This window comes from Pseudomonas parafulva NBRC 16636 = DSM 17004 (assembly GCF_000730645.1).
In the GTDB taxonomy this organism is placed as follows: domain Bacteria; phylum Pseudomonadota; class Gammaproteobacteria; order Pseudomonadales; family Pseudomonadaceae; genus Aquipseudomonas; species Aquipseudomonas parafulva.
Map to the genome: position 1 here is coordinate 204,795 of NZ_BBIU01000005.1, position 24,759 is coordinate 229,553.

At 62.9% G+C, this 24,759-nt stretch carries 24 protein-coding genes; 8 read left to right on the forward strand and 16 right to left on the reverse strand.

From position 1 onward, the window contains the following. The 5 genes from PPA02S_RS03835 to gloB form a co-directional block, all read right to left on the reverse strand. On the reverse strand, positions 1 to 1,074 hold the full coding sequence (locus PPA02S_RS03835; protein WP_028632257.1) for a microcin C ABC transporter permease YejB: 1,074 nt from the start codon (positions 1,072 to 1,074) through the stop codon (positions 1 to 3). 1 nt (position 1,075) lies between these two features. Next, complete coding sequence (locus tag PPA02S_RS03840; RefSeq protein WP_028632258.1) at positions 1,076 to 2,911, reverse strand: extracellular solute-binding protein; 1,836 nt, start codon at positions 2,909 to 2,911, stop codon at positions 1,076 to 1,078. Continuing rightward, positions 2,908 to 4,737 (reverse strand): extracellular solute-binding protein, encoded by a 1,830-nt coding sequence (locus tag PPA02S_RS03845; protein WP_028632259.1) that lies wholly within the window; start codon positions 4,735 to 4,737, stop codon positions 2,908 to 2,910. The genes PPA02S_RS03840 and PPA02S_RS03845 overlap by 4 nt, the downstream gene beginning before the upstream one ends. Before the next feature lie 101 nt (positions 4,738 to 4,838). After that, the gene (locus PPA02S_RS03850) at positions 4,839 to 6,269 is read right to left on the reverse strand and encodes a lytic transglycosylase domain-containing protein (RefSeq protein ID WP_028632260.1); all 1,431 of its coding nucleotides are present in this window, start codon (positions 6,267 to 6,269) and stop codon (positions 4,839 to 4,841) included. A gap of 100 nt (positions 6,270 to 6,369) precedes the next feature. After that, on the reverse strand, positions 6,370 to 7,149 hold the full coding sequence (gloB, locus tag PPA02S_RS03855) for a hydroxyacylglutathione hydrolase (protein WP_028632261.1): 780 nt from the start codon (positions 7,147 to 7,149) through the stop codon (positions 6,370 to 6,372). Between the two features lie 85 nt (positions 7,150 to 7,234). On the opposite strand from gloB, the gene PPA02S_RS03860 reads away from it, so the two are divergent. From PPA02S_RS03860 to dnaQ, 3 genes are all read left to right on the forward strand, one after another. Continuing rightward, positions 7,235 to 8,008: a methyltransferase domain-containing protein gene (locus PPA02S_RS03860; RefSeq protein WP_028632262.1), complete on the forward strand. Its 774-nt coding sequence runs from the start codon at positions 7,235 to 7,237 to the stop codon at positions 8,006 to 8,008. Between the two features lie 13 nt (positions 8,009 to 8,021). Further along, entirely contained in the window at positions 8,022 to 8,468 is a 447-nt protein-coding gene (gene rnhA / locus PPA02S_RS03865) for a ribonuclease HI (protein WP_028632263.1), read from the forward strand. A gap of 80 nt (positions 8,469 to 8,548) precedes the next feature. Beyond that, a complete protein-coding gene (gene dnaQ / locus PPA02S_RS03870; RefSeq protein WP_028632264.1) occupies positions 8,549 to 9,307 on the forward strand; it encodes a DNA polymerase III subunit epsilon in 759 nt (252 codons plus the stop codon). Positions 9,308 to 9,486: 179 nt separating this feature from the next. On the opposite strand, the gene PPA02S_RS03875 is transcribed toward dnaQ, so the two are convergent. Further along, positions 9,487 to 9,705: a hypothetical protein gene (locus tag PPA02S_RS03875; protein ID WP_028632265.1), complete on the reverse strand. Its 219-nt coding sequence runs from the start codon at positions 9,703 to 9,705 to the stop codon at positions 9,487 to 9,489. Positions 9,706 to 9,862: 157 nt separating this feature from the next. On the opposite strand from PPA02S_RS03875, the gene PPA02S_RS03880 reads away from it, so the two are divergent. Beyond that, positions 9,863 to 10,423, forward strand: coding sequence for an NADPH-dependent FMN reductase (locus PPA02S_RS03880; protein ID WP_028632266.1), 561 nt, complete (start codon positions 9,863 to 9,865; stop codon positions 10,421 to 10,423). Between the two features lie 54 nt (positions 10,424 to 10,477). Here PPA02S_RS03880 and PPA02S_RS03885 read toward each other — a convergent pair whose 3' ends face one another. Then, on the reverse strand, positions 10,478 to 12,550 hold the full coding sequence (locus tag PPA02S_RS03885; protein WP_028632267.1) for a TonB-dependent receptor family protein: 2,073 nt from the start codon (positions 12,548 to 12,550) through the stop codon (positions 10,478 to 10,480). A 220-nt stretch (positions 12,551 to 12,770) separates the two neighbouring features. On the opposite strand from PPA02S_RS03885, the gene PPA02S_RS03890 reads away from it, so the two are divergent. Genes PPA02S_RS03890 through PPA02S_RS03900 form a run of 3 tightly spaced genes read left to right on the forward strand, consistent with a single transcriptional unit; the run spans position 12,771 to position 13,761 of the window. Then, complete coding sequence (locus tag PPA02S_RS03890) at positions 12,771 to 13,055, forward strand: response regulator transcription factor (RefSeq protein WP_245614629.1); 285 nt, start codon at positions 12,771 to 12,773, stop codon at positions 13,053 to 13,055. 9 nt (positions 13,056 to 13,064) lie between these two features. After that, positions 13,065 to 13,406 (forward strand): head completion/stabilization protein, encoded by a 342-nt coding sequence (locus tag PPA02S_RS03895; protein WP_028632268.1) that lies wholly within the window; start codon positions 13,065 to 13,067, stop codon positions 13,404 to 13,406. Continuing rightward, on the forward strand, positions 13,399 to 13,761 hold the full coding sequence (locus PPA02S_RS03900) for a hypothetical protein (protein ID WP_028632269.1): 363 nt from the start codon (positions 13,399 to 13,401) through the stop codon (positions 13,759 to 13,761). Before PPA02S_RS03895 ends, PPA02S_RS03900 begins: the two co-directional genes overlap by 8 nt. Here PPA02S_RS03900 and PPA02S_RS03905 read toward each other — a convergent pair. Next, positions 13,758 to 14,150, reverse strand: coding sequence for a helix-turn-helix domain-containing protein (locus PPA02S_RS03905; RefSeq protein WP_028632270.1), 393 nt, complete (start codon positions 14,148 to 14,150; stop codon positions 13,758 to 13,760). The genes PPA02S_RS03900 and PPA02S_RS03905 overlap by 4 nt on opposite strands. Before the next feature lie 201 nt (positions 14,151 to 14,351). Here PPA02S_RS03905 and PPA02S_RS22480 point away from each other — a divergent pair, with 201 nt between their 5' ends. Beyond that, entirely contained in the window at positions 14,352 to 14,615 is a 264-nt protein-coding gene (locus PPA02S_RS22480; protein ID WP_060481467.1) for an Ogr/Delta-like zinc finger protein, read from the forward strand. Between the two features lie 95 nt (positions 14,616 to 14,710). Here the strand turns inward: PPA02S_RS22480 and nuoN are convergent, their stop codons facing one another. Genes nuoN through nuoG form a run of 8 tightly spaced genes read right to left on the reverse strand, consistent with a single transcriptional unit; the run spans position 14,711 to position 24,721 of the window. Beyond that, positions 14,711 to 16,180, reverse strand: a complete 1,470-nt coding sequence (gene nuoN / locus PPA02S_RS03910) for an NADH-quinone oxidoreductase subunit NuoN (RefSeq protein WP_028632271.1) — start codon at positions 16,178 to 16,180, stop codon at positions 14,711 to 14,713. Positions 16,181 to 16,187: 7 nt separating this feature from the next. Then, positions 16,188 to 17,720, reverse strand: a complete 1,533-nt coding sequence (gene nuoM / locus PPA02S_RS03915) for an NADH-quinone oxidoreductase subunit M (RefSeq protein ID WP_028632272.1) — start codon at positions 17,718 to 17,720, stop codon at positions 16,188 to 16,190. Between the two features lie 49 nt (positions 17,721 to 17,769). Beyond that, the gene (gene nuoL / locus PPA02S_RS03920; protein ID WP_028632273.1) at positions 17,770 to 19,623 is read right to left on the reverse strand and encodes an NADH-quinone oxidoreductase subunit L; all 1,854 of its coding nucleotides are present in this window, start codon (positions 19,621 to 19,623) and stop codon (positions 17,770 to 17,772) included. After that, the gene (gene nuoK / locus PPA02S_RS03925) at positions 19,620 to 19,928 is read right to left on the reverse strand and encodes an NADH-quinone oxidoreductase subunit NuoK (protein WP_003251446.1); all 309 of its coding nucleotides are present in this window, start codon (positions 19,926 to 19,928) and stop codon (positions 19,620 to 19,622) included. The genes nuoL and nuoK overlap by 4 nt, the downstream gene beginning before the upstream one ends. Positions 19,929 to 19,931: 3 nt before the next feature. Then, on the reverse strand, positions 19,932 to 20,432 hold the full coding sequence (gene nuoJ, locus PPA02S_RS03930) for an NADH-quinone oxidoreductase subunit J (protein ID WP_028632274.1): 501 nt from the start codon (positions 20,430 to 20,432) through the stop codon (positions 19,932 to 19,934). A gap of 10 nt (positions 20,433 to 20,442) precedes the next feature. After that, a complete protein-coding gene (gene nuoI, locus PPA02S_RS03935) occupies positions 20,443 to 20,991 on the reverse strand; it encodes an NADH-quinone oxidoreductase subunit NuoI (RefSeq protein ID WP_016488223.1) in 549 nt (182 codons plus the stop codon). A gap of 11 nt (positions 20,992 to 21,002) precedes the next feature. After that, positions 21,003 to 22,010, reverse strand: coding sequence for an NADH-quinone oxidoreductase subunit NuoH (gene nuoH / locus PPA02S_RS03940; RefSeq protein WP_028632275.1), 1,008 nt, complete (start codon positions 22,008 to 22,010; stop codon positions 21,003 to 21,005). Continuing rightward, positions 22,007 to 24,721, reverse strand: a complete 2,715-nt coding sequence (nuoG, locus tag PPA02S_RS03945; protein ID WP_028632276.1) for an NADH-quinone oxidoreductase subunit NuoG — start codon at positions 24,719 to 24,721, stop codon at positions 22,007 to 22,009. The genes nuoH and nuoG overlap by 4 nt, the downstream gene beginning before the upstream one ends. Positions 24,722 to 24,759: the final 38 nt, after the last annotated feature.

A 24,759-nucleotide genomic window follows, 5' to 3' on the forward strand; every position in this document is an offset into this window, starting at 1 on the left:
TCAGTGCTCCCGGCTGGCAAAGTCGATGCGAGGATCGACCAGGGTGTAGGTCAGGTCGCCGATCAGTTTCACCACCAGCCCCAGCAGGGTGAAGATGAACAGGGTGCCGAAGACCACCGGGTAGTCGCGGTTGATGGCCGCCTCGAAACTCATCAGCCCCAGGCCGTCGAGGCTGAAAATCACTTCGATCAGCAGGGAACCGGTGAAGAAGATGCCAATGAACGCCGACGGGAAACCGGCGATCACCAGCAGCATGGCATTACGGAATACATGCCCGTACAGCACCCGCGGCCTGCTCAGGCCCTTGGCCTTGGCGGTGACCACGTACTGCTTGTTGATCTCGTCCAGGAAGCTGTTCTTGGTGAGCAGGGTCATGGTGGCGAAGTTGCCGATGACCAGCGCGGTGATGGGCAGCACCAGGTGCCAGAAGTAGTCGAGCACCTTGCCGGTGGTGCTCAGCTCGTCGAAGTTGTTCGAGGTGAGGCCGCGCAGTGGGAACCAGTCGAAGTAGCTGCCACCGGCAAACAGCACGATCAGCAGGATGGCGAACAGGAACGCCGGGATGGCGTAGCCGACGATGATCGCCGAGCTGGTCCATACATCGAAATGGCTGCCGTGGCGCACAGCCTTGGCGATGCCCAGGGGGATCGAGATCAGGTACATGATCAAGGTGCTCCACAACCCCAGCGAGATCGACACCGGCATTTTCTCGATGATCAGGTCGATCACCTTGGCATCGCGGAAGAAGCTGTCGCCGAAGTCCAGCCGGGCGTAGTTCTTGATCATGATCCACAGGCGCTCGGGCGGTGATTTGTCGAAACCGTACATGTGCTCGATTTCGGCGATCAACGCCGGGTCCAGGCCCTGGGCGCCCCGGTAGTTGGAGCCGGCCACGGACACTTCGGCGCCGCCGCCGGCAATGCGGCTGGTGGCGCCTTCAAAGCCCTCCAGCTTGGCGATCATCTGCTCCACCGGGCCGCCAGGGGCAGCCTGGACAATGATGAAGTTGATGACCAGGATGCCGAACAGGGTCGGGATGATCAGCAGCAGGCGCCGCAGGATGTAGGCCAGCATCTCAGTTGGCCTCGTTCGCGGGGGCGGCGCTTACGGCCGGGGTAACGTCGGGCTTGATCCACCAGGTGTCGATGCCGATGTCATATTTGGGCGAAACCTTGGGGTGGCCTATGTGGTTCCAGTAGGCCACGCGCCAGGTTTTGATGTGCCAGTTGGGGATCACGTAGTAGCCCCACAGCAACACCCGGTCCAGGGCGCGGCAATGGTCGATCAGGCTCTGGCGCGAATCGGCGTTGATCAGTGCTTCCACCAGTTGGTCGATGGCAGGGTCGCGCAGGCCGATGAAGTTGCGGCTGCCGGGGTTGTCGGCGGCATTGCTGGACCAGAACTCGCGCTGTTCGTTGCCGGGCGAGTTGGACTGCGGGTAACCGCCCACGATCATGTCGAAGTCCCGCGAACGCAGGCGGGTTATGTACTGGGAAACGTCGACGCGGCGGATGTTCAGCTCGATGCCCAGGTCAGCCAGGTTGCGCTTGAAGGGCAGCAGAACCCGTTCGAACTCGGTTTGCGCCAGCAAAAACTCGATGCTCACGGGCTTGCCCTGGGCGTCGACCATCTTGTCGTCGACGATCTTCCAGCCGGCTTCCTGCAGCAGTTTGTAGGCCTGGCGCTGCTGGTCGCGAATCATGCCGCTGCCGTCGCTGACCGGGTTGTGGAAAGCCTGGTTGAACACAGGGTCTGGCACTTTGCCGCGCAATGGCTCGAGGATGCTCAGCTCGCTGGGGCTGGGCAGCCCGCGAGCCGCCATGTCCGAGTTCTCGAAGTAACTGCCCGTGCGCGTATAGGCGCCATTGAACAGCTGCTTGTTGGTCCATTCGTAGTCCAGCAACAGGCTCAGTGCCTGGCGTACACGCACGTCCTGGAACACCGGGCGACGGATATTGAAGATGAAGCCCTGCATGCCGGTAGGGTTGCCGTTGGGCAGTTCTTCCTTGATCAGCCGGCCATCGCGTACGGCAGGCACGTTGTAGGCGGTGGCCCAGTTCTTGGCGCTCACTTCCAGCGCGTAGTCGAATGCACCTGCCTTCAGCGCCTCCAGGGCGACCGTGGTATCGCGGTAGGAGTCGTAGGTCATTGCATCGAAGTTGTAGAGCCCGCGGTTGATCGGCAGGTCCTTGGCCCAGTAGTCCTTTACCCGCTCATAGCGCACCGAGCGCCCGGCCTTGACCTCGGCGACCTTGTACGGGCCGCTGCCCAGGGGCACTTCCAGGTTGCCCCGCTTGAAGTCGCGGGTGGCGTACCAGTGCTTGGGCAGCACCGGTAGCTGGCCGAGGATCAGCGGCAGTTCGCGGTTGCCCTTGTGCTTGAACTTGAACAGCACCCTGAGCGGGTCTTCGGCGATTACGTCTTCGACGTCGGCGTAGTACTGCCGGTACAGCGGCGCGCCGTCCTTCACCAGCGCATTGAAGCTGAACACCACGTCTTCGGCACGCATCGGCGTACCGTCATGGAAGCGCGCTTCGGGGCGCAGGTAGAAGCGCACCCAGCTGTTGTCCGGCGCTTTTTCGATCTTGCCGGCCACCAGCCCGTATTCGGTAAACGGCTCGTCCAGGCTCTGGCGCATCAGCGTGTCGTAGATGATGCTGATGTTCTCGGCCGACACGCCTTTGTTGATGAACGGGTTGAGGCTGTCGAAGCCACCGAAGCTGGACTGGCGGAAGGTGCCGCCCTTGGGGGCGTCCGGGTTCACGTAGTCGAAGTGCTTGAAGTCGGCGGGGTACTTGGGCGGCTCGTCATACAGGGTCAGTGCATGCTGGGGGGCCGCCAGGGCGGGAAGGCTCAGGCAGGCCAGCAGAAGGCTGCCTGCCAACCGGCGCAGTCGGTGGGTTGGCGTCATTGGGCTTTCTCCGAAGTCTTGATCCACCAGCTGTTCAGCCCAAGGGTGTAGGGCGGCGTGGTGATGAAGGCGAAGCGGTTGCGGTAGGCCAGGCGATGGTTGTCCAGGTACCAGTTGGGGATCATGTAGTACTGCCACGAAAGCACCCGGTCCAGTGCACGGGCAGCGGCAACCTGGTCATCGCGGGTGCGTGCGGCCAGCAGCGTGTCGAGCAGGTGGTCCACCACAGGGTCCTTGACGCCTGCGTAGTTCTTGCTGCCCTTGGTTGCCGCCTGGCTGGAGTGGAAGTACAGCCACTGTTCAAGGCCGGGGCTGAGGGTCTGGTTGAGTGTCATCAGGATCATGTCGAAATCAAACTGGTCCAGCCGCTGTTTGTACTGGGCGCGGTCCACGGTGCGCAAGTGTGCGTCGATACCGATGCTGGACAGATTTTCGACATAAGGTTGCAGGATGCGTTCAAGGTTGGGGTTCACCAGCAGCACCTCCATGCGCAGCTGCTGGCCCTTGGCGTCGACCAGGCGCTGCCCGTTCAGCTTCCAGCCGGCTTCACCCAGCAGGCCCAGGGCTTTGCGCAGGGTTTGGCGGCTAGTGCCACGGCCATCCGTATGGCTCACCTGGTAGGGTTCGGTGAACAGCTTGGCTGGCAGTTGATCGCGAAACGGCGCCAGCAGCAGCCACTCCTTGCCACTTGGCAGGCCCTCGGCGGTGAATTCGCTGTTGGGGTAGTAGCTGGTAGAGCGGCGGTAGGCGCTGCTGAACAGCGCGCGGTTGGTCCACTCGAAGTCCAGCATCAGCCCCAGCGCCTCACGCACCCGCGGGTCGCTGAAGGTGGCGCGGCGGCTGTTCATGAACAGGCCCTGGGTTTGCGTGGGTATGCGGTGGGGGATCTGCGCCTTTATCACCTCGCCCCGGCGCACGGCGGGGAAGTTGTAGCCGTTCGCCCAATTCTTGGCCTGGTGCTCGATGTAGATGTCGAACTCACCCGCCTTGAACGCCTCGAAGGCCACCGTTGCATCGCGGTAGAACTCGTATTCGACGCGGTCGAAGTTGTACTTGCCGCGGTTCACCGCCAAGTCCTTGCCCCAGTAGTTCTTCACGCGCTCGAACACCAGCCGGCGGCCCGGCTGGACCTCGGTGATGCGGTAGGGGCCACTGCCCAGCGGTGGCTCGAAGGTGGTGGCCTTGAAATCGCGGTTCTGCCAATAGTGCTTGGGCAGCACCGGCATTTCGCCAAGGCGCAGGATCAACAACGGGTTGCCCGCCCGTTTGAACACGAAACGGATGCGCAACGGCCCAAGGATGTCCACCCGTTGCACTTCCTGCAGGTTGGTGCGGTAAAGGGGGTGGCCTTCCTTGAGCAGCGTGCGGTAGCTGAAGGCAACGTCTGCCGAGGTAATCGGCTTGCCATCGTGCCAGCGGGCTTCGGGGCGCAGGTTGAACACCACCCAGCTGCGGTCTTCGCTGTATTCGACCGAACGCGCGATCAGGCCATAGCTGGACGTGGGCTCGTCGCCAGAGGGGTCGTACTGGCCGGTGCCCACCATCAGCGTTTCGTTCAGCTCGCTCACGCCGTACTGCTGGAAGTTGGGTGTGGTGACCGGGCTCGACCCCTTGAAGGTATAGGGGTTGAGGGTGTCGAATGTGCCGAAGGCCATGGCCCGCAAGGTGCCACCCTTGGGCGCTTGCGGGTTGACCCAGTCGAAGTGGGTGAAGGTGGCTGGGTATTTGAGCGTGCCGAACTGCGCGTATCCGTGGCTTTCGCTCACCATCGCGACTGTGGGAAAGCTCAAGGCCAGGCTGAGCGTAAGCAGGAGGGGACGTATCAAGTCGGCATCCGATCCAGAGGCATTGGGCTTTGATCGGGGTACAGTAACAGCTTGCCAGTGTAGGAAAAAGCTTCAGGCTGCATGCCCGAAGCTGCACACTTTCAGTGGCCGAGGTAGACGGTCAGGGTCTGGCCGGGTTTGAGGGCATGGCCGCTGCGTGGGTTCCAGCGCTTGAGGTGGGTCATCTCCACATTGAAACGCTTGGCCACCAGGTACAGGGAGTCGCCTTTACGCACCTTGTACTGAGTAGAGCGCTGGGCAGCGCTGGCGACCCGGTTGGCCGCTGCACTCGGCGCATTGCCGCCGCGCAGGGCCAGCACCTGGCCGGCGCGCAGGTTGTTGCCACTCAGGCGATTCCAGCGCTTGATGTCCTGCACCGATACACGGTTGGCCTGGGCAATCGCACCCAGGTTGTCTCCGCGCTTGACGCGGTAGCTGCGGGCTGCGGCAGGTGCCTTGGCCTCTGCCACGGCCCGGGCGAAGGCTGCCTGCGGCGGCTGCAGGGTCACCAGTTGCTCGGGTTTGAGGTTGGAAAGGCTGGCGGTGAGCAATTGCGCCTTGGCGGTAGGCACCAGCAGTTGCTTGGGGCCGTCGACGGTCATGCGCTTCTTGAATGCCGGGTTGAGCTGGATCAGCTCGTCTTCGTCGATGTTGGCGAACGCCGCTACGCGGGTTAGGTCGAGGCGGTCATTGATGGCCACCGCCTCGAAATAGGGTTCGTTGGCGATCGGTGTGAGGTTGACGCCGTAGGCTTCAGGGGTGGACACCACCTGCGACAGGGCCAGCAGCTTGGGCACGTAGTCGCGGGTTTCCTGAGGCAGTGGCAGGTTCCAGTAGTCGGTGGGCAGGCCGAGCTTTTCGTTGCGCTCCATGGCCCGGCTCACCGTGCCTTCGCCTGCGTTGTAGGCCGCCAGGGCCAGCAGCCAGTCCCCGTTGAACATGTCGTGCAGGCGGGTAAGGTAGTCCAGCGCCGCGTTGGTCGAGGCGGTGACGTCGCGGCGCCCGTCATAGAAGTTGGTCTGGCGCAGGTTGAAATGGCGGCCGGTGGCCGGCATGAACTGCCACATGCCGGCAGCACTGGCGCGGGAGTAGGCCATCGGGTTGTAGGCGCTTTCGATGGCTGGCAGCAGCGCCAGTTCCAGCGGCATGCCGCGTTCTTCCAGGCGTTCGACGATGTAATGCAGGTACAGGCTGCCGCGCTCGCCCGCGCTCTCGATAAAAGTGGGGTTGCTGGCGAACCAGAGGCGCTGCTGGTCGATACGTGGGTTGACGTCGATGTAGTCCTGCAGCACGAAGCCCTGGCGCATGCGCTCCCAGACGTCGCGCGGTGCCTGTTCCACGGGTTTGGCCAGCAACGGCGCGGGCTTTGGCTTGATTCGCGCCTGGTAATTGTGCGCGCGAACGCTGTCGGATTCTTCGAGCTGACGGGTGCTCTGGCAACCCACCAGGGTGGCGGCCAGGGCCAGCGCACTGACCTGGGCCAGGCGCGTCAGCGCGACGGAATGAGAGGTTCTGCGGCTACGGGAAGACATCGGCGGGTACGGGTATCCGGGCGAAAAATTTCGGCGATTCTAGGAACCGCACCCTACCGGGTCAACCTTTCCCCACCACTTGCGATATATCTTGGGGTTATCAGAACTGGTCTTTCCAAGACCTCAAGGCAGCAAAAACAGCGACATGCGTGGTGTTGGAATGTCCCTTCCATTCGTCTGCTTTTTGTTTAACTAATGTTTCAGAGGTGCGCAAAAATGGATTTGTGCGCCGTTCCAGGCCGATGGTGGAAGGCAGTGTGATGCGATCCTCAGCACGCAGGCGGCTGACGTCATCGAAGCGCTGCTGGATGTCCGCGTTGCCAGGTTCCACCGCCTTGGCGAAGCGCAGGTTGCTCAGGGTGTATTCGTGGGCGCAGTACACCTGGGTGTGCTCCGGCAACGCCGCCAAGCGGGCCAGGGCAGGCTGCATCTGCTCGGGTGTGCCCTCGAACATGCGCCCGCATCCGGCCGCGAACAGCGTGTCGCCACTGAACAGCACCGCGGGTGTGGGTTGGTCGCTGAAGAAGGCGATATGCCCCAGGGTATGGCCGGGTACGGCCAGTACCTGGTAGGTCTGGCCCAGTACGGTGACCTGGTCACCCTCGCCCAGGGCCACATCGCGGCACGGGATCGCTTCGCTGGCCGGCCCGTAGACCCGTGCGCCGGTCTGCCGCTTGAGCTGTTCAACTCCGCCCACATGGTCATTGTGGTGGTGGGTGATCAGGATGTCCGTCAGCGTCCACTCCGGGTGCGCGGCCAGCCAGCGCTGCACCGGGCCGGCATCGCCCGGGTCGACCACCGCGCACTGGCGTTTGGCATTATCCTGTAACAACCAGATGTAGTTATCGGAGAAAGCGGGGAGAGCATCGATCTGTATCATGGTGCGGATCCGATTCGCCTAGCTTGGCATATGAAGGCATCTTAGCCGCGATGGCGCGGCGCGAGAACCTTCGAGGGAGAGCACAATGACCGACCAAGCCTTTGCCCAGGCCGACCCGGAGTGGGTCTCGCTGACCAGCCTGGCCCGTGAGTGGTTCAACGGCCCGGTGGGCCGGTTGATGCTCCAGGAGGAACAGAAGCTGCTCGAGGAGGAACTGGGGCGCTTCTTTGGTGGCTATCTCGTGCACTATGGCCCGTGCGCCGAGGCGCCGCCCAGTGCGCCCAAGGTGCAACGCAACGTGCGCCTGGGCGCGCCTTTGCCGGGGGTTGAAATCGTCTGCGAAGAGCAGGCCTGGCCATTGAGCGAACACGCCGCCGACGTGGTGGTGCTGCAGCATGGCCTGGATTTCAGCCTTTCACCCCACGGCCTGCTGCGCGAGGCTGCCAGCGCCGTGCGCCCAGGCGGGCATCTGTTGATCATCGGCATCAACCCGTGGAGCAGTTGGGGCATCCGCCATTGCTTCAGCCAGGGGGCCTTGCGCAAGGCCCGCTGCATCCCTGCATCCAGGGTAGGGGACTGGCTGAACCTGCTGGGCTTCGCGCTGGAGAAACGCCGCTTCGGGTGCTATCGTCCGCCGCTCGCTTCACCCGCCTGGCAGCAACGCCTGCAAGGTTGGGAGCGCATCGCTGGTGGCTGGCAAAGTGCAGGCGGCGGTGTCTACCTGCTGGTGGCGCGCAAGATGGTGGTGGGCCTGCGCCCATTGCGGCCCGAACGGCGCGAGCCGATGGGCAAGCTGCTGCCGTTGCCGCTGGCCAAGGTGAACCGCGCTGCGGCCAGTACCGATACCGAACAGAACTGAACATGAGTGGTGCATGAGCGAAAGCGTCGAGATGTATACCGATGGTGCCTGCAAGGGCAACCCTGGCCCGGGCGGCTGGGGCGTCCTGATGATTTTCAAGGGCGTGGAGAAGGAACTGTGGGGTGGTGAGCGTGAAACCACCAACAACCGCATGGAGCTCATGGCCGCCATCCAGGGGCTGATGGCCCTCAAGCGTGAGTGCGACGTGGTGCTGACCACCGACTCGCAATACGTGATGAAAGGCATCAACGAGTGGATGGTGAACTGGAAGAAGCGCGGCTGGAAAACCGCCGCCAAGGAACCGGTCAAAAACGCCGACCTGTGGCAGCAGCTTGACGAACAGGTCAACCGCCACCGCGTGACCTGGAAGTGGGTGCGTGGCCACATCGGCCACCCCGGTAACGAACGCGCCGATCAGTTGGCCAACCGCGGTGTCGACGAGGTCCGCGCCGGGCGCTGATCGACAGGCTGGCACGTGGTGCCTGGCGCTTGCTGGTATACTGCGCGCCCCTGTAACTGATGCAACTTGGAGCACGCCACGTGGAGCAGCAGCAAGACAAACGGTTCGTCATTCTCGATACCGAAACCACGGGCATGCCGGTGAGCGAGGGGCACCGCATCATCGAGATCGGCTGTGTCGAGGTGATTGGCCGGCGGCTGACGGGGCGGCATTTTCATGTGTACCTGCAGCCGGACCGCGAGAGCGACGAGGGGGCGATCAACGTTCACGGCATCACTGACGCCTTCCTGATCGGCAAGCCCCGGTTTGGCGATGTGGCCGAAGAGTTCTTCGACTTCATCCGCGGCGCCACCCTGGTCATCCATAACGCGGCGTTCGACGTCGGGTTCATCAATAACGAGTATGCCTTGCTGGGCCAGCAGGACCGGGCGGACATCTCGCAGCACTGCGCCATTCTCGACACCCTGTTGCTGGCGCGGGCGCGCCACCCGGGGCAGCGCAATAGCCTGGATGCCCTGTGCAAACGCTACGACATCGACAACTCCGGCCGTGAGTTGCACGGCGCGTTGCTCGACTCCGAACTGCTGGCCGACGTTTACCTGGCGATGACCGGGGGCCAGACCAGCCTGTCGCTGGCGGGTCATGGTACTGACGCTGATGGAGACGGGCAGGGTAGTGGCGGCAGTGAAATCCGCCGCATCACCGGTCGCGCACCAGGGCGGGTGGTGATAGCTAGCGCCGAAGAACTGGAGGCCCATGCCGAACGCCTGGCGGCCATCGCCAAGTCGGCGGGTGGCCCATCGTTGTGGCAGGCCTTGAATGAGGCGACAGCCGGGTAGTGAGGGGGCCTGTGGGGGCAACTGTCTTCCACAAGATCTCAAAGTTGGCGCCATCACGGTGGGAGCGGGTTTACCCGCGAACACCGGCGAAGCCGGTGCCAAGCCCCGCGCTGCCTGCTTCGCGGTTAAACCCGCTCCCACAGGGACAGGGGTAAGGCAGTCCCTGCACATCGCACGCCTTACGGAATACGAATGATCTCGATACCCGTACGCACCAGCTCGAAGCGGTTCTCACCCAGGTGATTGACCCGGTCGCCGATGGCAAGGCGATAGGTGGTGATAGGGGCGCCCGTCGTGCTGCCGTCCAGTTGCAGGGTCGATTCCTGAAACTCGTGCACGGGGTAGATGCGGCCTTCGGCGTCACGGGCATGGAATTGGCCGACCATTACTGCTGCCATTTGGGTGGAACCCTCTGAATTGCGTAAGAAATGTATGGAGTAATAGACCGTGGAACGGTCAGGGAAGTTTTCGTGCGCCCGAAAAAAAACCAAAGCGCCTGAAAAGGGTCATCTATAACTACATCGTCCCTTGAACCCGTGAAGTATGGAGATCGCCATGACCCAGGTGTATTCGGTTGCTGTCGTTGTCGGTAGCTTGCGCAAGGAGTCCTACAACCGTAAGGTCGCCCGCGCCTTGTCGGAACTGGCCCCCTCAAGCCTGGCCTTGAAAATCGTCGAAATCGGCGACCTGCCTATGTACAACGAAGATGTCGAGGCTGAAGCTGCACCCCAGGCCTGGACCCGTTTCCGCGATGATATCCGCCACAGCGATGCAGTGCTGTTCGTCACCCCGGAGTACAACCGCTCGATACCGGGCTGCCTGAAAAACGCCATCGACGTCGGCTCCCGGCCCTATGGGCAAAGCGCCTGGGCGGGTAAGCCCACGGCGGTCGTCAGTGTATCGCCGGGTGCCATAGGCGGCTTTGGCGCCAACCACGCCGTGCGCCAGGCGTTGGTATTCCTCGACATGCCTTGTATGCAGATGCCAGAGGCCTACATCGGCGGCGCGGCCAACCTGTTCGACGAGTCAGGCAAGCTCAATGACAAGACCCGGCCATTCTTGCAGGCGTTCATCGACAAGTTCGCCTCTTGGGTGAAGCTGAACCGCGCTGTTTGATAGCTGTTGACGCCCAGGAGGGCCGCATGGCGGCGCTCCCGGGTTAAAGGCCTGTTAGCGGAAGCTGTAAGAAACCCCTGCATACACCCCAAAACCTTCGCCGGGCGTGGAGCGGGGGTTGTCCCTGCCTGCATCGTTGTACGCCGGGGTTACCGTGGCGGCGTAGCGTTTGTTGGCCAGGTTGCGCAGGTCCAGCCAGGCCTGCCAGTCCTGCTTTGGCGAGTCCCAGCCCAGCCGCGCCCCCATGATCGCGTAGGCATCGGCATAGTTGCTGTTGGCGTAGTCCACCTGCACTTTCGACGCCAGCTGGGTGTTCACGCCGGCATAGAACCCGCTTGGCCAGTCGTAGCGAAGCTCGGCCTGGTAGTAGTGCATGGGGATGCCGGGCAGGCGGTTGTCGCCGAAGCGGTCGTCGTCACGGTAGTGGAAATCACTGAACGTGTAGGCCTGGCGCGCGCTGAGCTTGCCAGTGCCTGGCCTTTCCCACAACGTGCTCTGCAGGCCGGCTTCCACACCTTGGTGTACCGTAGCGCTGGCGTTGAATTCGGACGTGAAATTGGGCACCACTTCAACTGCCAGCAGCTCATGGCGGACCCGCGAGTAATACCAGGCGAGGTCCCAGCGACCGAGTGCGGAGTCGCCACGGGCACCCAGCTCCAGGGTGGTCGCGGTCTGGTTCTGCATCTTGATCGGCTGGATCTGCTTGCCGCCGACGCTTGGCGAACTCCAGATCAATGACCACGGGTGCGGCGGCTCTACCGACCGGCTGAGGTTGCCGTACACCTGCAGGTCGGGGCGTATGTCGTAGCGCAGGCCCACACGTGGCGCGTAGTCCCAGTCGTGCATCGACACCTTGCCGCCTTGGGCGGGGTAGGTTACGTCACTCTCGCGGCGGGTATAGATGGCGGCAAGCCCGGTGGTCAGCCATACGTTGGGTATCAGCTCCAGGTCGTTGCCCAGGTGCAGCACGGTATCCGACCCTTGATAGGTGAAGTCCCGCGTGCGGTCGCCGAACACATGGCCATTGCGTGCAAACTGCGATGCGCCGCTGTTGGGCAGGTGCTTGGTGGTGCGCCAGCCGATGGTGGACTTGCTTTCACGCCCGAACACCGTGTCGCGGCGCTTGTAGCTGAGCGTGCCGCTGACATCGGTGTAGGCGACCTTCAGGCGCATGGGCCCTTCGCGAAGGTCCATGGGGTAGTCGTGGTACACCAGGCCAGCCTCAAGGCTGGCGTCGTCATCGAGGTAGAAGGTGGTTTTGTTGCCCAGCCAGGTGCTGCCCGGTTGCGGGCGGCTGTCATCGCGTGCCAGGTAGCCCGGGTTGGCTGCCCGCGGGTGGTGCTTGGTCTGGTCTTTGGTCAGGCGGCCGGCCAGTTCGTTTTCGGTTTCCCGGTAACGCAGGTAGAACCGCGTTTCCAGGTTCGGGTTGAAGCGGTAGCCAACATTGGCGGCAACCCCTTTGGCACTGCCACTGCTGTGCCGCTGGTAGCCGTTGTACTCAACGTCAGTCAGGGCTACGTAGTAATCGAGGTCACCCAGCACCTGGCCCGAGCTGACATGCCGATGCTGGTAGCCGCGGCTGCCCACTTCGTAGCGCACCTGTAACGGCGCGGCGTCGCGGCCCGTGTGTGTGACATAGTTGATCGCACCGCCAAGGGCCAAGGCACCCTGGTCGAAGCCATTGGCGCCTCGCAGCACTTCGGCGCGGCTCAACCACAAGGGTTCGAACAGCTCATAGGGGGTGCCGCCTGGGCCAGTCAAGGGCAGGCCATCGAACATCGTGTACACGCCCGAGCCGTGAGCACCTGGCGCCCGGTTGATGCCCGAACCACGGATCGACAGCTTGATCCCATCGTTGCCTGCCGACTGGGCGAATACCCCCGGCTGGTAGGCCAGTACGTCCTGGTTGCTGGCCACGCGGCCCTGCCCAACGCCGTGCATGTCCACCAGGTTGCTGGCGCCCGGTATGGCCCGCAAGCGTTCACCTGCGGCGCTCAGGTCGTCCTGCTCCTCCTCGGTGATCAACACCTGGCCCAGTTCGACCGGTGCAGCTGCCTGCGCGGGCTGGGCAGCCATGAACGCACCCAGCAGGCCCACGCAGGGGGGTAGGGACAAAACGCGACGCATTGTAGGGCTCCAGGTAGATAGCGGGTGAACAACTGCGTTGAGACGAGCGAAATGGCGCTCGGAGCACGTCGAAAGCCAGTAAATCTCTCGCACACTTGGTAGCGCGCAAGTGTACGAAGTTTCTTTACAAAGCCCGTCGCTAGAGCGGGCGCGCACTTGCTTCGTAAGGTGGCGACAGGTCGGCAGCACCGCCGGTCGCAAACCACCCTGGAGTTCGAACATGGTTACCGATGCAAGAGGTCCGCAACAATCCGTCGCATCAACCCCTACAAGCGCGCCCACCGGCGAACCCATAAGCGCCCCGGCACGCCTGACACCCCGTGAACAGCAGGTACTGCTGTGGTGCGCCTATGGCAAGAGTTCGTGGGAAATCGGGCAGATACTGGGGTGCAAGGAGTCGACGGTGAATTTCCACGTGTCCAACATTCTGCGCAAATTCGACGTGCCTACCCGGGTAGGGGCAGTGATCAAGGCCATTCGCTACGGCCTGTTGGCCGAAGCGTGAGGTACGGTCATGGATCATCAAGACACTGCACGGGTTGCCGACTGCCACGACCCGTTCTGGCCACGCATTGAGCTCAATAAGCTCCGCAAGCGCCTTAGGTTGCAGCGAAGCACCGGTGATGCAGCAATCGAGGTGGCCGCTCGTTGCGCCGTGATCGAGGCCGCCCACGAGTTTGCCAACTGGCGGGCCGTGTTGCGCAACCTGGGCTACAAACGCCTGGATGATGTGTGCGGGCATGACCATGGGCGTGCGCTGCGGGTGTGTTACCTGTGCTTCGTGGACGCGGCAATCATGCATTACCTGGGAGTGCCCTATGTACGCTCATCGCGTCGGGGTGTTCACCATGGCTGAACGACTCGATGCAGGGGGGTTATCCCAGGCGGTGATACAGCTGCTGAGCGGGGAGGCCAATGTGTTGTTCGCCGCCTTGCTTGGCGCTTTGCTGGTCAGCGCAGCCCGGGATCGGCTCATCACCAACACGGCCAAGCGGCTTACATTGGGCAAGAAAATGCTGCTGGTGTTCGTGACAGTGGGGGTAGGGCACCTGTTCGAACCCTTGGTTTCATCCGTGGCGCCTTTGCTGACCCCTGGCATGTCGGCCTTCGTCGCGGCTGTTGTGGTCATACCCATCAGCCTGAAGGTCATGGTCTGGCTGGATTCACTGGACCCGCGCGAGCTGATTCAGCGCTGGCGGCGGCGGGGTTAAGGGATGCCACTGCTGCCAGGGTGCATGCCCAGTTCGGTCAGCCGCTGTTCCAGCATCTGTATCCGTTGTTTGTCCTTGATCACCAGCAAGATGGCTTGCCGGTCAGTAGGGGACAGGCTGCGCAATCGCCCCAGCAAATCCGACTCCCACGCAGCGTCGTCTTGAGGGCTAAAGCCGGCCTGGTCTCTGCCCAGCAGTAACCAGTCCAGAGAGCACGCATAGTGCGTAGCCATTTTTATGCAAAGGGAGTACGGGATACTGTTGCGTACTTTCCAGCTGCTCAATGTCTGCGGGCTGATCGACAACGCCCGTGAAAGCTCCGCGTCAGTTTGGGCACCGGTCAGCTGCTTGAGGCGGTCCATCACTGCAGCAAGTACATGAGTACTCATAACAAATATCCATCACTGGTTTAATGATATTCCATGGGCTCAAACTACTCGTTATGAATACAGCCCTGTGTTTTTTTAGGAGGATTCCCGCATGAGGAACTTGAAGATGAGCCACCCAGCCCTGCATTCAGCCAAAACCTACGTGGTGTTCGGATCATGCCTGCATCGCAGGGGCATGGACAATGCTAGCAGGTACTTCTCGTGAGTACTTATAAACTGGTCTGCCCGCATTGCCATAGCCGCATGCGCATACGTACCAGCGAAGGCCGTCATATTTTCTTGCGAATTGCTTATTTGCAATGCACCACCGAGGCGTGCGGCTGGTCAGTGCGCGCTGAGTTCGAGATGACCCACGAGTTGTCCCCTAGCGGCATGCCAAACCCCGGCGTCTACCTGCCGCCAGCCAAGGGCGACTTGCGCAAGGCGGCGTTACCGGATACAGCGCTGAGCTGCCACGGTGAGTGAGGCGCAACGATGTGGCCATGGATGGCGCACCACCTTGATGGCGCAGATACAAAAACACCCCGCACAAGCGGGGTGTTTTCGTGTTGCCGGACCGATCAGCCGATCAGTTGCAGGCTGGCTTGTTGAACAAGGTCCAACAACGGCTGCGGATACACGCCGAGCACGAACGCAAGCACGGCGATGGCCAGCAGCATGACGCCACCGGTGCGCTGCTCCCACTTCAACGGGGCATCGTGACGGCGCAGGTTCGGCTCTACCAGGTAGAGGGTCACCATGACGCGCAGGTAGTAGTACACACCAATGGCGCTACCCACCACCAGTGCACCCACCAGCCACCACAGTTGCGACTCGACGCCTGTGGCGATGATGTAGAACTTGCCGATGAAGCCTGCGGTAAGCGGAATGCCCGCCAGCGACAGCATCATCACGGTCAGTACGGCGGTCAGGTACGGGCGGCGCCAGAACAGGCCACGGTACTCGTACAGCGCATCCGCATCACGCCCAGCGTAGGGCGACGACATCAGGGTGATAACGCCAAAGGCACCCAGGCTGGTGATCACGTAGGTCACCAGGTAAACGCCCATGGCTTCCATGGCCAGGCCCTTGCTGGCAACCAGGGCGATCACCAGGTAGCCGAAGTGGGCGATGGACGAGTAACCCAGCAGGCGCTTGAGGTTGCTCTGGGTCAGCGCCAGCAGGTTGCCGACCAGAATCGATGCCACCGCGATCACGGCCAGCACCGTGCTCAAGACACCGCTGCTTGCAGCAGGCGACAGCATGAACAGGCGTACCACCACGGCGAATACCGCCACCTTGCTGGCCGTGGCCAGGAACGCGGCAACCGGGGCAGGAGCGCCCTCATACACGTCCGGGGTCCACAAGTGGAACGGTACCAGCGACAGCTTGAAGGCCAGGCCGACCAGCATCATGCCCAGGCCCAGCTGGGCCAGCAGGCTTGGCATGCTGGTGGCGGCCAGGGCCTTGCCCAGCTGGTCGAAGGTGAGGCTGCCGGCGTCGGCGTACAGCAACGCCATGCCGAACAGCAGGAAAGCCGAGCCTGCCGCCGACAACACCATGTACTTGATGCCGGCTTCCAGTGACCGCTTGTTGAAGAAGGCATAGGCCACCAGGCCGTACACCGGCACCGACAACAGCTCCAGGCCGATGAACAGGCCGGCCAGGTGGTTGGCGCTGACCAGCACCAGGCCACCCAGTGCCGACATCAGCAGCAGCAGGTACAGCTCTTCGCGGTTGCCCGGGAAGCCTTTGGCGCCATCGCCAAGGTAGGCGTGGGCGAGGGTGACGCACGCCAGCGTTGCCACCAGGATGATCGCCATGTACAGGCAGGCGAACTTGTCGATGGTCACCAGCGAGGTAACCGCCAGGGGGGCTACCTTCAGCGCCGGCAGGATCGACAGCAGGGCCAGGTTCAGGCCCACGGTGGACAGCAGGAAGGTTTGCGAGTGGTTGCGCTTCCAGGCGATCGCCAGCATCACCACCACCGTGGTGATAGTGGTGATCAGCATCGGCGCCAATGCGATGAAGTGTTGAGTGGTGAATTCCATAGCGCTCTTACCGGGCCGAAGCGAGTTGAGTGAAAGCGGAACCGAGCCACTGCTGCACGCCACTCATGGTGGCGGCAGAGGTGTCGAGGAACGGCTGCGGATACACGCCCAGCAGGATCAGCAGCACTGCCAGGCCCAGGACCATGATCAGTTCGCGAGCGTCCATGCCGGCCAGCACGGTGTCGGCCTTGCTCGGGCCGAAGTAGGCACGGTGGATCATGATCAGCGAGTAGACCGAGCCGAACACCAGGCCAGTGGTGGCAATGACCGTGATCCACGGTACATGCACGAAGCTACCCAGCAGGATCAGGAACTCGCCCACGAAGTTACCGGTGCCCGGCAGGCCCAGGGAAGCTGCGGCGAAGAACAGACTGATGGCCGGCAGGTAGGCGATACGGTGCCACAGGCCCCCCATTTGGCGCATGTCACGGGTATGCAGGCGTTCGTACAGCTGGCCCGACAAAATGAACAGCGCGGCAGCCGAAACACCGTGGGCCAGCATCTGGATGACGGCGCCCTGCAGGGCCTGCTGGCTGCCGGAGTAGATCCCGATCAGCACGAAGCCCATGTGCGAAACGCTGGAGAAGGCGATCAGGCGCTTGATGTCAGTCTGGGCGAACGCCAGGAAGGCACCGTAGAAGATCCCGATCAGGCCCAGGGTCATGGCGATGGGCGCAAACTCGGCCGAGGCGTTGGGGAACAGCGGCAGGGCGAAACGCAGCAAACCGTAGGCGGCGGTTTTCAGCAGGATACCGGCCAGGTCCACCGAGCCCGCGGTGGGCGCCTGGGCGTGGGCATCCGGCAGCCAGGAGTGGAAGGGCACCACCGGCAGCTTCACCGCGAAGGCAATGAAGAAGCCGAGCATCAGCAGGTACTCGGTACCGGCCGGCAGGTCAGCCTTCAACAGGTCGCTGTAGTTGAAGGTGATCACACCCGTATTGCTGTAGTTGACCAGCACCAGGCCCAGGATCGCCACCAACATGATCAGGCCGCTGGCCTGGGTGAAGATGAAGAACTTGGTGGCGGCGTAGATGCGGGTTTTCTTGCCGTCTGCCGAGCTATGACCCCAGAGCGCGATGAGGAAATACATCGGCACCAGCATCATTTCCCAGAAGAAGAAGAACAGGAACAGGTCCAGGGCCAGGAATACGCCGACCACACCACCCAGGATCCACATCAGGTTCAGGTGGAAGAAGCCGACATGGCGCTGGATTTCCTTCCAGGAGCACAGCACCGACAGCACGCCGAGCAGGCCGGTCAACAGGATCATCAGCAGCGACAGGCCGTCCAGCGCCAGGTGGATGCTGATGCCGAAGCGCTGGATCCACTGGACCTTGTATTCAAGGGCCCATGCAGGCTCGGCGCCCGGAGCGGGGGCCAGGGTGTAGTCGCCGTTAGCCCACAGCCACAGGCCGATGCCGAGCAGCAGGGACATGGTCAGCAGCGCGATCCAGCGTGGCAGGGTGGCGCCGAAGCGCTCAGCCAGCCAGCACAGGAAGCCGCCGATGAAGGGGATCAGGATCAGCCAAGGCAAAATCATGACGGGTTCATTTCCTTTTGCAGGGTCGCAAGGTTCGCAAGGTTCATGGTCATACCGCGGCCACTACCACAGCGCCAAGTACCAGCACTGCGCCTACGGCGATGGAAGCGGTGTACCAGCGCAGCTGGCCAGTCTCGGTCTTGCTCATGGCAACGTGGCCGCCGCGCGCCATGCGCGGGATCAAACCGATGGTACGGTCGACCGGGTCCTTGCGCAGAAGGTGGCTGATCAGCAGGTAAGGCTTGACGAACAGCTTGTCGTAGATCCAGTCGAAGCCCCAGGCGGCGAACCACCAGGCCGACAGCACCCGGCCAAGGCTGCTGTTGGCGACTGCGCTGACAAAGCTGCGCTTGCCCAGGAACAGCAACGCCGCCAGCAGGATACCGGCAATGGCGATGGCGCCCGAGGTGATCTCCAGTGCATGCTTGGCTTCACCACCGGCATGGCCGGCACTTTGCGGCAGTACATCAGCCAGTGGCGGGGTGATCCAGGCGCCGACGAAGGTCGACAGCACGATCAGCACGCCCAGTGGCAGCCAGTGGCTGATGCCATGGCCCGCATGGGCTTCGGTCTTGGCTTCGCCGTGGAAGGCGATGAAGATCAGGCGGAAGGTGTACAGCGAGGTCATGAACGCACCCACCAGGCCGGCGTACAGCAGCCCGGAGTTACCGCTGGCGAAGGCTTCCCAGAGGATCTCGTCCTTGGAGTAGAAGCCCACGGTCACGATAGGCAGGGCCGCAAGCGCAGCGCCGCCAACCACGAAGCTGGCGTAGGCCAGGGGCAGTTTCTTCCACAGGCCACCCATCTTGAAGATGTTCTGCTCGTGGTGGCAGGCAACGATCACCGCGCCGGACGCCAGGAACAGCAGGGCCTTGAAGAACGCGTGGGTCATCAGGTGGAAGATCGCGGCGTCCCATGCACCTACGCCCAGGGCCAGGAACATGTAGCCGATCTGGCTCATGGTCGAATAGGCGAGGATACGCTTGATGTCGGTCTGCACCAGCGCGGCGAAGCCGGCCAGCACCAGGGTCACGCCGCCCACCACGCCTACCAGGTGCAGGATGTCTGGCGCCAGCAGGAACAGGCCGTTGGTGCGGGCAATCAGGTAAACGCCGGCGGTTACCATGGTCGCGGCGTGGATCAGTGCCGAAACCGGGGTAGGGCCCGCCATGGCGTCGGCCAGCCAGGTTTGCAATGGCAGCTGGGCGGATTTACCGACCGCGCCACCGAGCAGCATCAGCGTTGCCAGCACCATCCAGGTGTCACCGGCCTGGAATTTCTGCGGTGCCAGCACCAGCAGTTCCTGCACATTCAGCGTACCCAGCTGGGCGAACAGGATGAACAGGCCGATGGCCATGAACACGTCGCCGATACGGGTGACGATGAACGCCTTGAGCGCTGCATTACCGTTGTTGCGGTTGCTGTAGTAGAAACCGATCAACAGGTACGAGCACAGGCCCACGCCTTCCCAACCGAAGTAGATGAACAGCAGGTTATCGCCCAGGATCAGGAACAGCATGCTGGCGATGAACAGGTTGGTGTACGAGAAGAAGCGCGAATAACCGGCTTCGCCGCGCATGTACCAGGAGGCGAACAGGTGGATCAGGAAGCCGACACCGGTGACCACGCCCAGCATGGTGACCGACAGGCCATCCAGGTACAGGGTGAAATTCGGCGCGAAGCCGTCCACCGACATCCACTGCCACAGCAGCTGGCTATAGGCGCCACCCTCAGGCGGGGCGACGTTGAATTGCCAGATGACATAGGCAGCGGTGGCCGCCGACAGGCCTACCGAGCCCACGCCGATCACGGCCGACAGGTTTTCCGAGAACCTCCCGCGCGAGAACGACAGCAGCAGGAAGCCGATGAGGGGAAAGACGAAAGTCAGAAAGAGAAGGTTCATCCGCGCATCTCACTGGCAGCATCGATGTCGAGAGTGTGGAAGCGGCGATACAGCTGCAGCAGGATGGCCAGGCCGATGCTGGCCTCGGCGGCTGCCAGGCTGATCACCAGAATGAACATCACCTGGCCGTCAGGCTGCACCCAGCGGGCGCCGGCGACGACGAACGCCAGGGCAGAGGCGTTCATCATCACTTCCAGGCTCATGAGCACGAAGAGGATGTTGCGGCGGACCATCAGGCCAACCAGACCTAAGCAGAACAGGATGCCGGCGACCGCCAGACCATGTTCGAGAGGGATAGCACCCATGATTTACTCCTTCGCCTCATTGCGGCCCAGGTGGAAGGCGGTGACCGCTGCCGCCAGCAGCAGCATCGACGCCAGTTCGACCACCAGCAGGTAGGGGCCGAACAGGCTGATGCCAACGGCCTTCGGGCCCACGGTGGTGCCGCTGATGGCGGCGCCGCTTGGGGCGACGAACAGCACATACAGCAGCTCGAGCAGCAGCAGGGCGCCAAGAATCACCGGCCCGGCCCAGATGCCCGGCTTGAGCCAGCCACGTTCCTGGGCTACCGAGGCCGGCCCCAGGTTGAGCATCATCACCACGAACACGAACAGCACCATGATGGCGCCGGCATAGGCGATCACTTCCAGGGCGCCCGCGAACGGCGCGCCAAGGGAGAAGAAGATCATCGCCACGGAAATCAGCGAAATGATCAGGTAGAGCAGGGCGTGCACAGGGTTGGTGCCAGTGACCACCCGGAGGGTGGAAACCACGGCGATCCCGGATGCGAAGTAGAAAGCGAATTCCATCTTTCTGTCCTTATGGGAGCAAGCTCTTCACGTTGATCGGCTCGGCTTCGTTCTGCGCAGCGCCTTTCGGCTTGCCAGCGATCGCCATGCCCGCAACACGGTAGAAGTTGTAGTCAGGGTTCTTGCCGGGGCCGGAGATCAGCAGATCTTCTTTCTCGTACACCAGGTCCTGACGCTTGAACTCGGCCATTTCGAAATCCGGAGTGAGCTGGATTGCGGTGGTCGGGCACGCTTCTTCACACAGCCCGCAGAAAATGCAGCGCGAGAAGTTGATGCGGAAGAACTCCGGGTACCAGCGTCCATCCTCGGTCTCGGCCTTCTGCAACGAGATGCAGCCCACCGGGCAGGCGACCGCACACAGGTTGCACGCCACGCAGCGCTCTTCGCCGTCGGGGTCGCGGGTGAGCACGATGCGGCCGCGGTAGCGCGGCGGCAGGTACACGGGTTCTTCGGGGTACTGCAGGGTGTCGCGCTTGCGGAACCCGTGGGAGAACACCATTGCCAGGCTGCGCAGCTGGGTGCCGGTGCCCTTAACGATGTCGCCGATATATTTGAACATGGGTCAAATCCTCACTGGGCCGCGACGGCTGGCGTGTTGTAAAGCACGATCGCAGCGGTCACCAGCAAATTGATCAGGGTCAGCGGCAGGCAGAACTTCCAGCTGAAGTCCATCACCTGGTCATAGCGTGGGCGCGGGATCGAGGCGCGCAGCAGGATGAACAGCATGATGAAGAATGCGGTCTTCAGCGCGAACCACAGGAACGACAGTTGCGGCAGAATGCCGAACGGGCCGTGCCAGCCGCCGAAGAACAGGGTGACCAGCAGCGCCGAGATGAGGATGATGCCGATGTACTCACCGACGAAGAACATGCCCCACTTCATGCCGGCATACTCGATGTGGTAGCCGTCGGCCAGTTCCTGTTCCGCTTCCGGCTGGTCGAACGGGTGACGGTGAGTCACGGCGACGCCAGCGATGAAGAAGGTGCAGAAGCCGAAGAACTGCGGAATGATGAACCACAGGTTCTGTGCCTGGTACTCGACGATATCGCGCATGTTGAACGAGCCCACCTGCACCACCACGCCCATCAGCGCCAGGCCCAGGAACACCTCGTACGAGACGGTCTGTGCCGATGCCCGCAAGCTGCCCAGCAGGGCGTACTTGTTGTTCGACGACCAGCCGGCGAATAGCACGGCGTACACCGAGAGGCCCGCCATGGCGAAGAAGAACAGCAGGCCGATGTTCAGGTCGGCCACGCCCCAGGTCGGGGTGATCGGGATGACCACGAAGGCGATCAGCAGGGCGCTCATGGCCACCACCGGTGCCAGGGTGAAGATCACCCGGTCGACGAAGGGTGGGTTCCAGTCTTCCTTGAAGAACATCTTCAGCATGTCGGCAGCGATCTGGAACATGCCGAAGGGGCCGACGCGGTTCGGGCCGTAACGGTCCTGCCACCAGCCCAGCAGGCGGCGCTCGACGAAGCTGAGCAGCGCGCCGCACACCACCACCGCCAGCAGCACCACGATGGCGCGCAAGACGCTGAGGATCACATCGATTACTTCCGGGGTGAACCAGCTCATTGTGCTGCCTCCTGCAGGCCGTCGACGGTTGCCCCGAAGATGGCAGGCGGGATGCCGGCCAGGCCTTTGGGCAATGCCACCAGGCCTGCGCCCAGTTGTTCATTGATACGCAGCGGCAGGCGCAGGGCCACGCCAGCCACGTTCAGGCTCAGCAGGGCGCCTTCGTTGACACCCAGGCGGTCCGCTTCGGACTTGGCCAGTGCCACGTAGGCAGCCGGGATGCGCGCTTGCACCGGTTCGGCGCGCGACGAGTTTTCTTCGCTGCCGAACAGGTGGAAGAACGGCACGGCTGTCCAGTTGCCACGGGCCGGGTTGAAGGCGCCCGGAATGGCAGTGAACCAGCTCAGGCCATCGCCCTGGGATTCGATCAGGCGCACGCCCGGATCACCGGCACGCAGGTGGCCACCGACCTCGTCCTGGAACTTGTTCCACGCCTGCGGGGAGTTCCAGCCCGGCGACCAGGCGAACGGCACTTGCTGGCGCGGTTCGGCAGAGCCCGAGTAGCCTTCCATCGAGAACGCGAACGCGGTGTCCTTGTCTTGCGGGGTACGCGGTTCGTGCACGCTGATGTTGGCGCGCATGGCGGTACGGCCCGAATAACGCAGCGGTTCGCGGGCCAGCTTCATGCCCTTGATGCGGAACGCGGCGCTTGGCGCAGCGTTGACGATGCCGGCCAGTTGCGGGGCGGCTTCGGCGCAGGCGCTGGTCACGTGGTCCAGCTGGGTCCAGTCCACGGGCTTGTTCAGCAGGGTGGCACGCAGGGCGTGCATCCAGCGCCAGCCTTCGTGAACCTGGATGCTGCTGTCCAGGTATTGCGGGTCGAACACCTGGAAGAAGCGCTGGGCACGGCCTTCCTGGCTCACCAGGGTACCGTCGCCTTCGGCGAACGATGCAGCTGGCAGCACCAGGTGGGCACGCTCGACCGTGGCGGTTCTGGTGTGGTCTGCCACGATCACCACCTTGGCCGCCGCCAGGGCAGCATCGACCTTGGCAGCCGGTACGCGGGCGTACAGGTCGTTTTCCAGCACCACGATGGCGTCAGCCTTGCCGGCAATCACTGCATCCAGTGCAGCGTCTACCGACTCGCCCCCGAGCATGGCCATGCCCAGGCTGTTGGCCTCGGGCACTACCAGGCTCAGGGAGCCGTTTTTCTCGCGCAGCTTCAGCGCCTTGGCGATGTTGGCAGCCGCTTCGATCAACGCCGGGTCGGCCAGCGAGGTACCGGCGACCACCAGTGGGCGCTTGGCAGCCACGAGTGCGTCGGCGATGCGCTGGGCCAAGGCCTGGGCTTCGCTGTCCAGGCCAGCAACGGCCGGGGCGCTTGGGTCGATGGCGTTGGCCACGGCAAAGCCGATGCGGGCCAGGTCGGCTGGCGCGGCGTGTACGCATTCTTCGGCCACGTCGTCCAGCTTGGTTTCAGCCAGGGATGCGATGAACAGCGGGTACAGCGCGTGCTGGCCGATGTTCTTCACGGCGGCGTCCAGCCAAGGCTGTACTTTCATCGCCTCGGCCATGGCCTCGGCCTTGCCTTTTGTGGCTTGGCGCACCGACAGGGCCAGGCGCGCGGCGGTTTGAGTGAGGTCTTCACCCAGCACGAACACGGCGTCATGGTCTTCGATGTCGCGCAGGGTCGGTACCGGCAACGGGCTGTTGTTCAGCACGCTCAGCGCCAGGCGTACGCGGGCCAGCTCGCCGGCCTCCATACCCGAGTAGAAGTACTCGGCGCCCACCAGCTCACGCAGGCCATAGTTGCTTTCGAGGCTGGCGCGTGGCGAGCCGATGCCAACGATGGTACGGCCACGCAGCAGGTCGGCGGCCTTGTCCAGTGCAGCATCCAGGCCCAACTTGGTGCCGTCGGCCAGCAGCGGCTGACGGGGGCGGTCGGTGCGGTTGACGTAGCCGTAGCCGAAGCGGCCGCGGTCGCACAGGAAGTACTGGTTGACCGAGCCGTTGAAGCGGTTCTCGATACGGCGCAGTTCGCCATAGCGCTCACCGGGGCTGATGTTGCAGCCGCTGGAGCAGCCATGGCAGATGCTCGGGGCGAACTGCATGTCCCACTTGCGGTTGTAGCGCTCGGAGTGGGTCTTGTCAGTGAATACGCCAGTCGGGCAGACCTCGGTCAGGTTGCCGGAGAACTCGCTTTCCAGCACGCCGTCTTCGACCCGGCCGAAGTACACGTTGTCGTGAGCGCCGTAGACGCCCAAGTCGGTACCACCGGCATAGTCCTTGTAATAACGCACGCAGCGATAGCAGGCGATGCAGCGGTTCATCTCGTGGGCGATGAACGGGCCGAGGTCCTGGTTCTGGTGGGTACGCTTGGTGAAACGGTAGCGGCGCTCGTTGTGGCCGGTCATTACCGTCATGTCCTGCAGGTGGCAGTGACCGCCTTCCTCGCACACCGGGCAGTCGTGCGGGTGGTTGGTCATCAGCCATTCGACGACACTGGCGCGGAACGCCTTGGACTCTTCGTCTTCGATGGAGATCCAGGTGCCGTCGGAGGCAGGGGTCATGCAGGACATCACGATACGACCACGGGTGTCGTTCTCGTCGGTGTACTGCTTGACCGCGCACTGCCGGCAAGCGCCAACGCTACCAAGCGCCGGGTGCCAGCAGAAATAGGGGATGTCGAGGCCGAGCGACAGACAGGCCTGTAACAGGTTGTCTGCACCATTGACTTCGAGCGCTTTGCCGTCTACGTGGATAGTGGCCATTGTTCAAAGTTCTTCGTTGGCCCGCGTGAGCGGGCGTG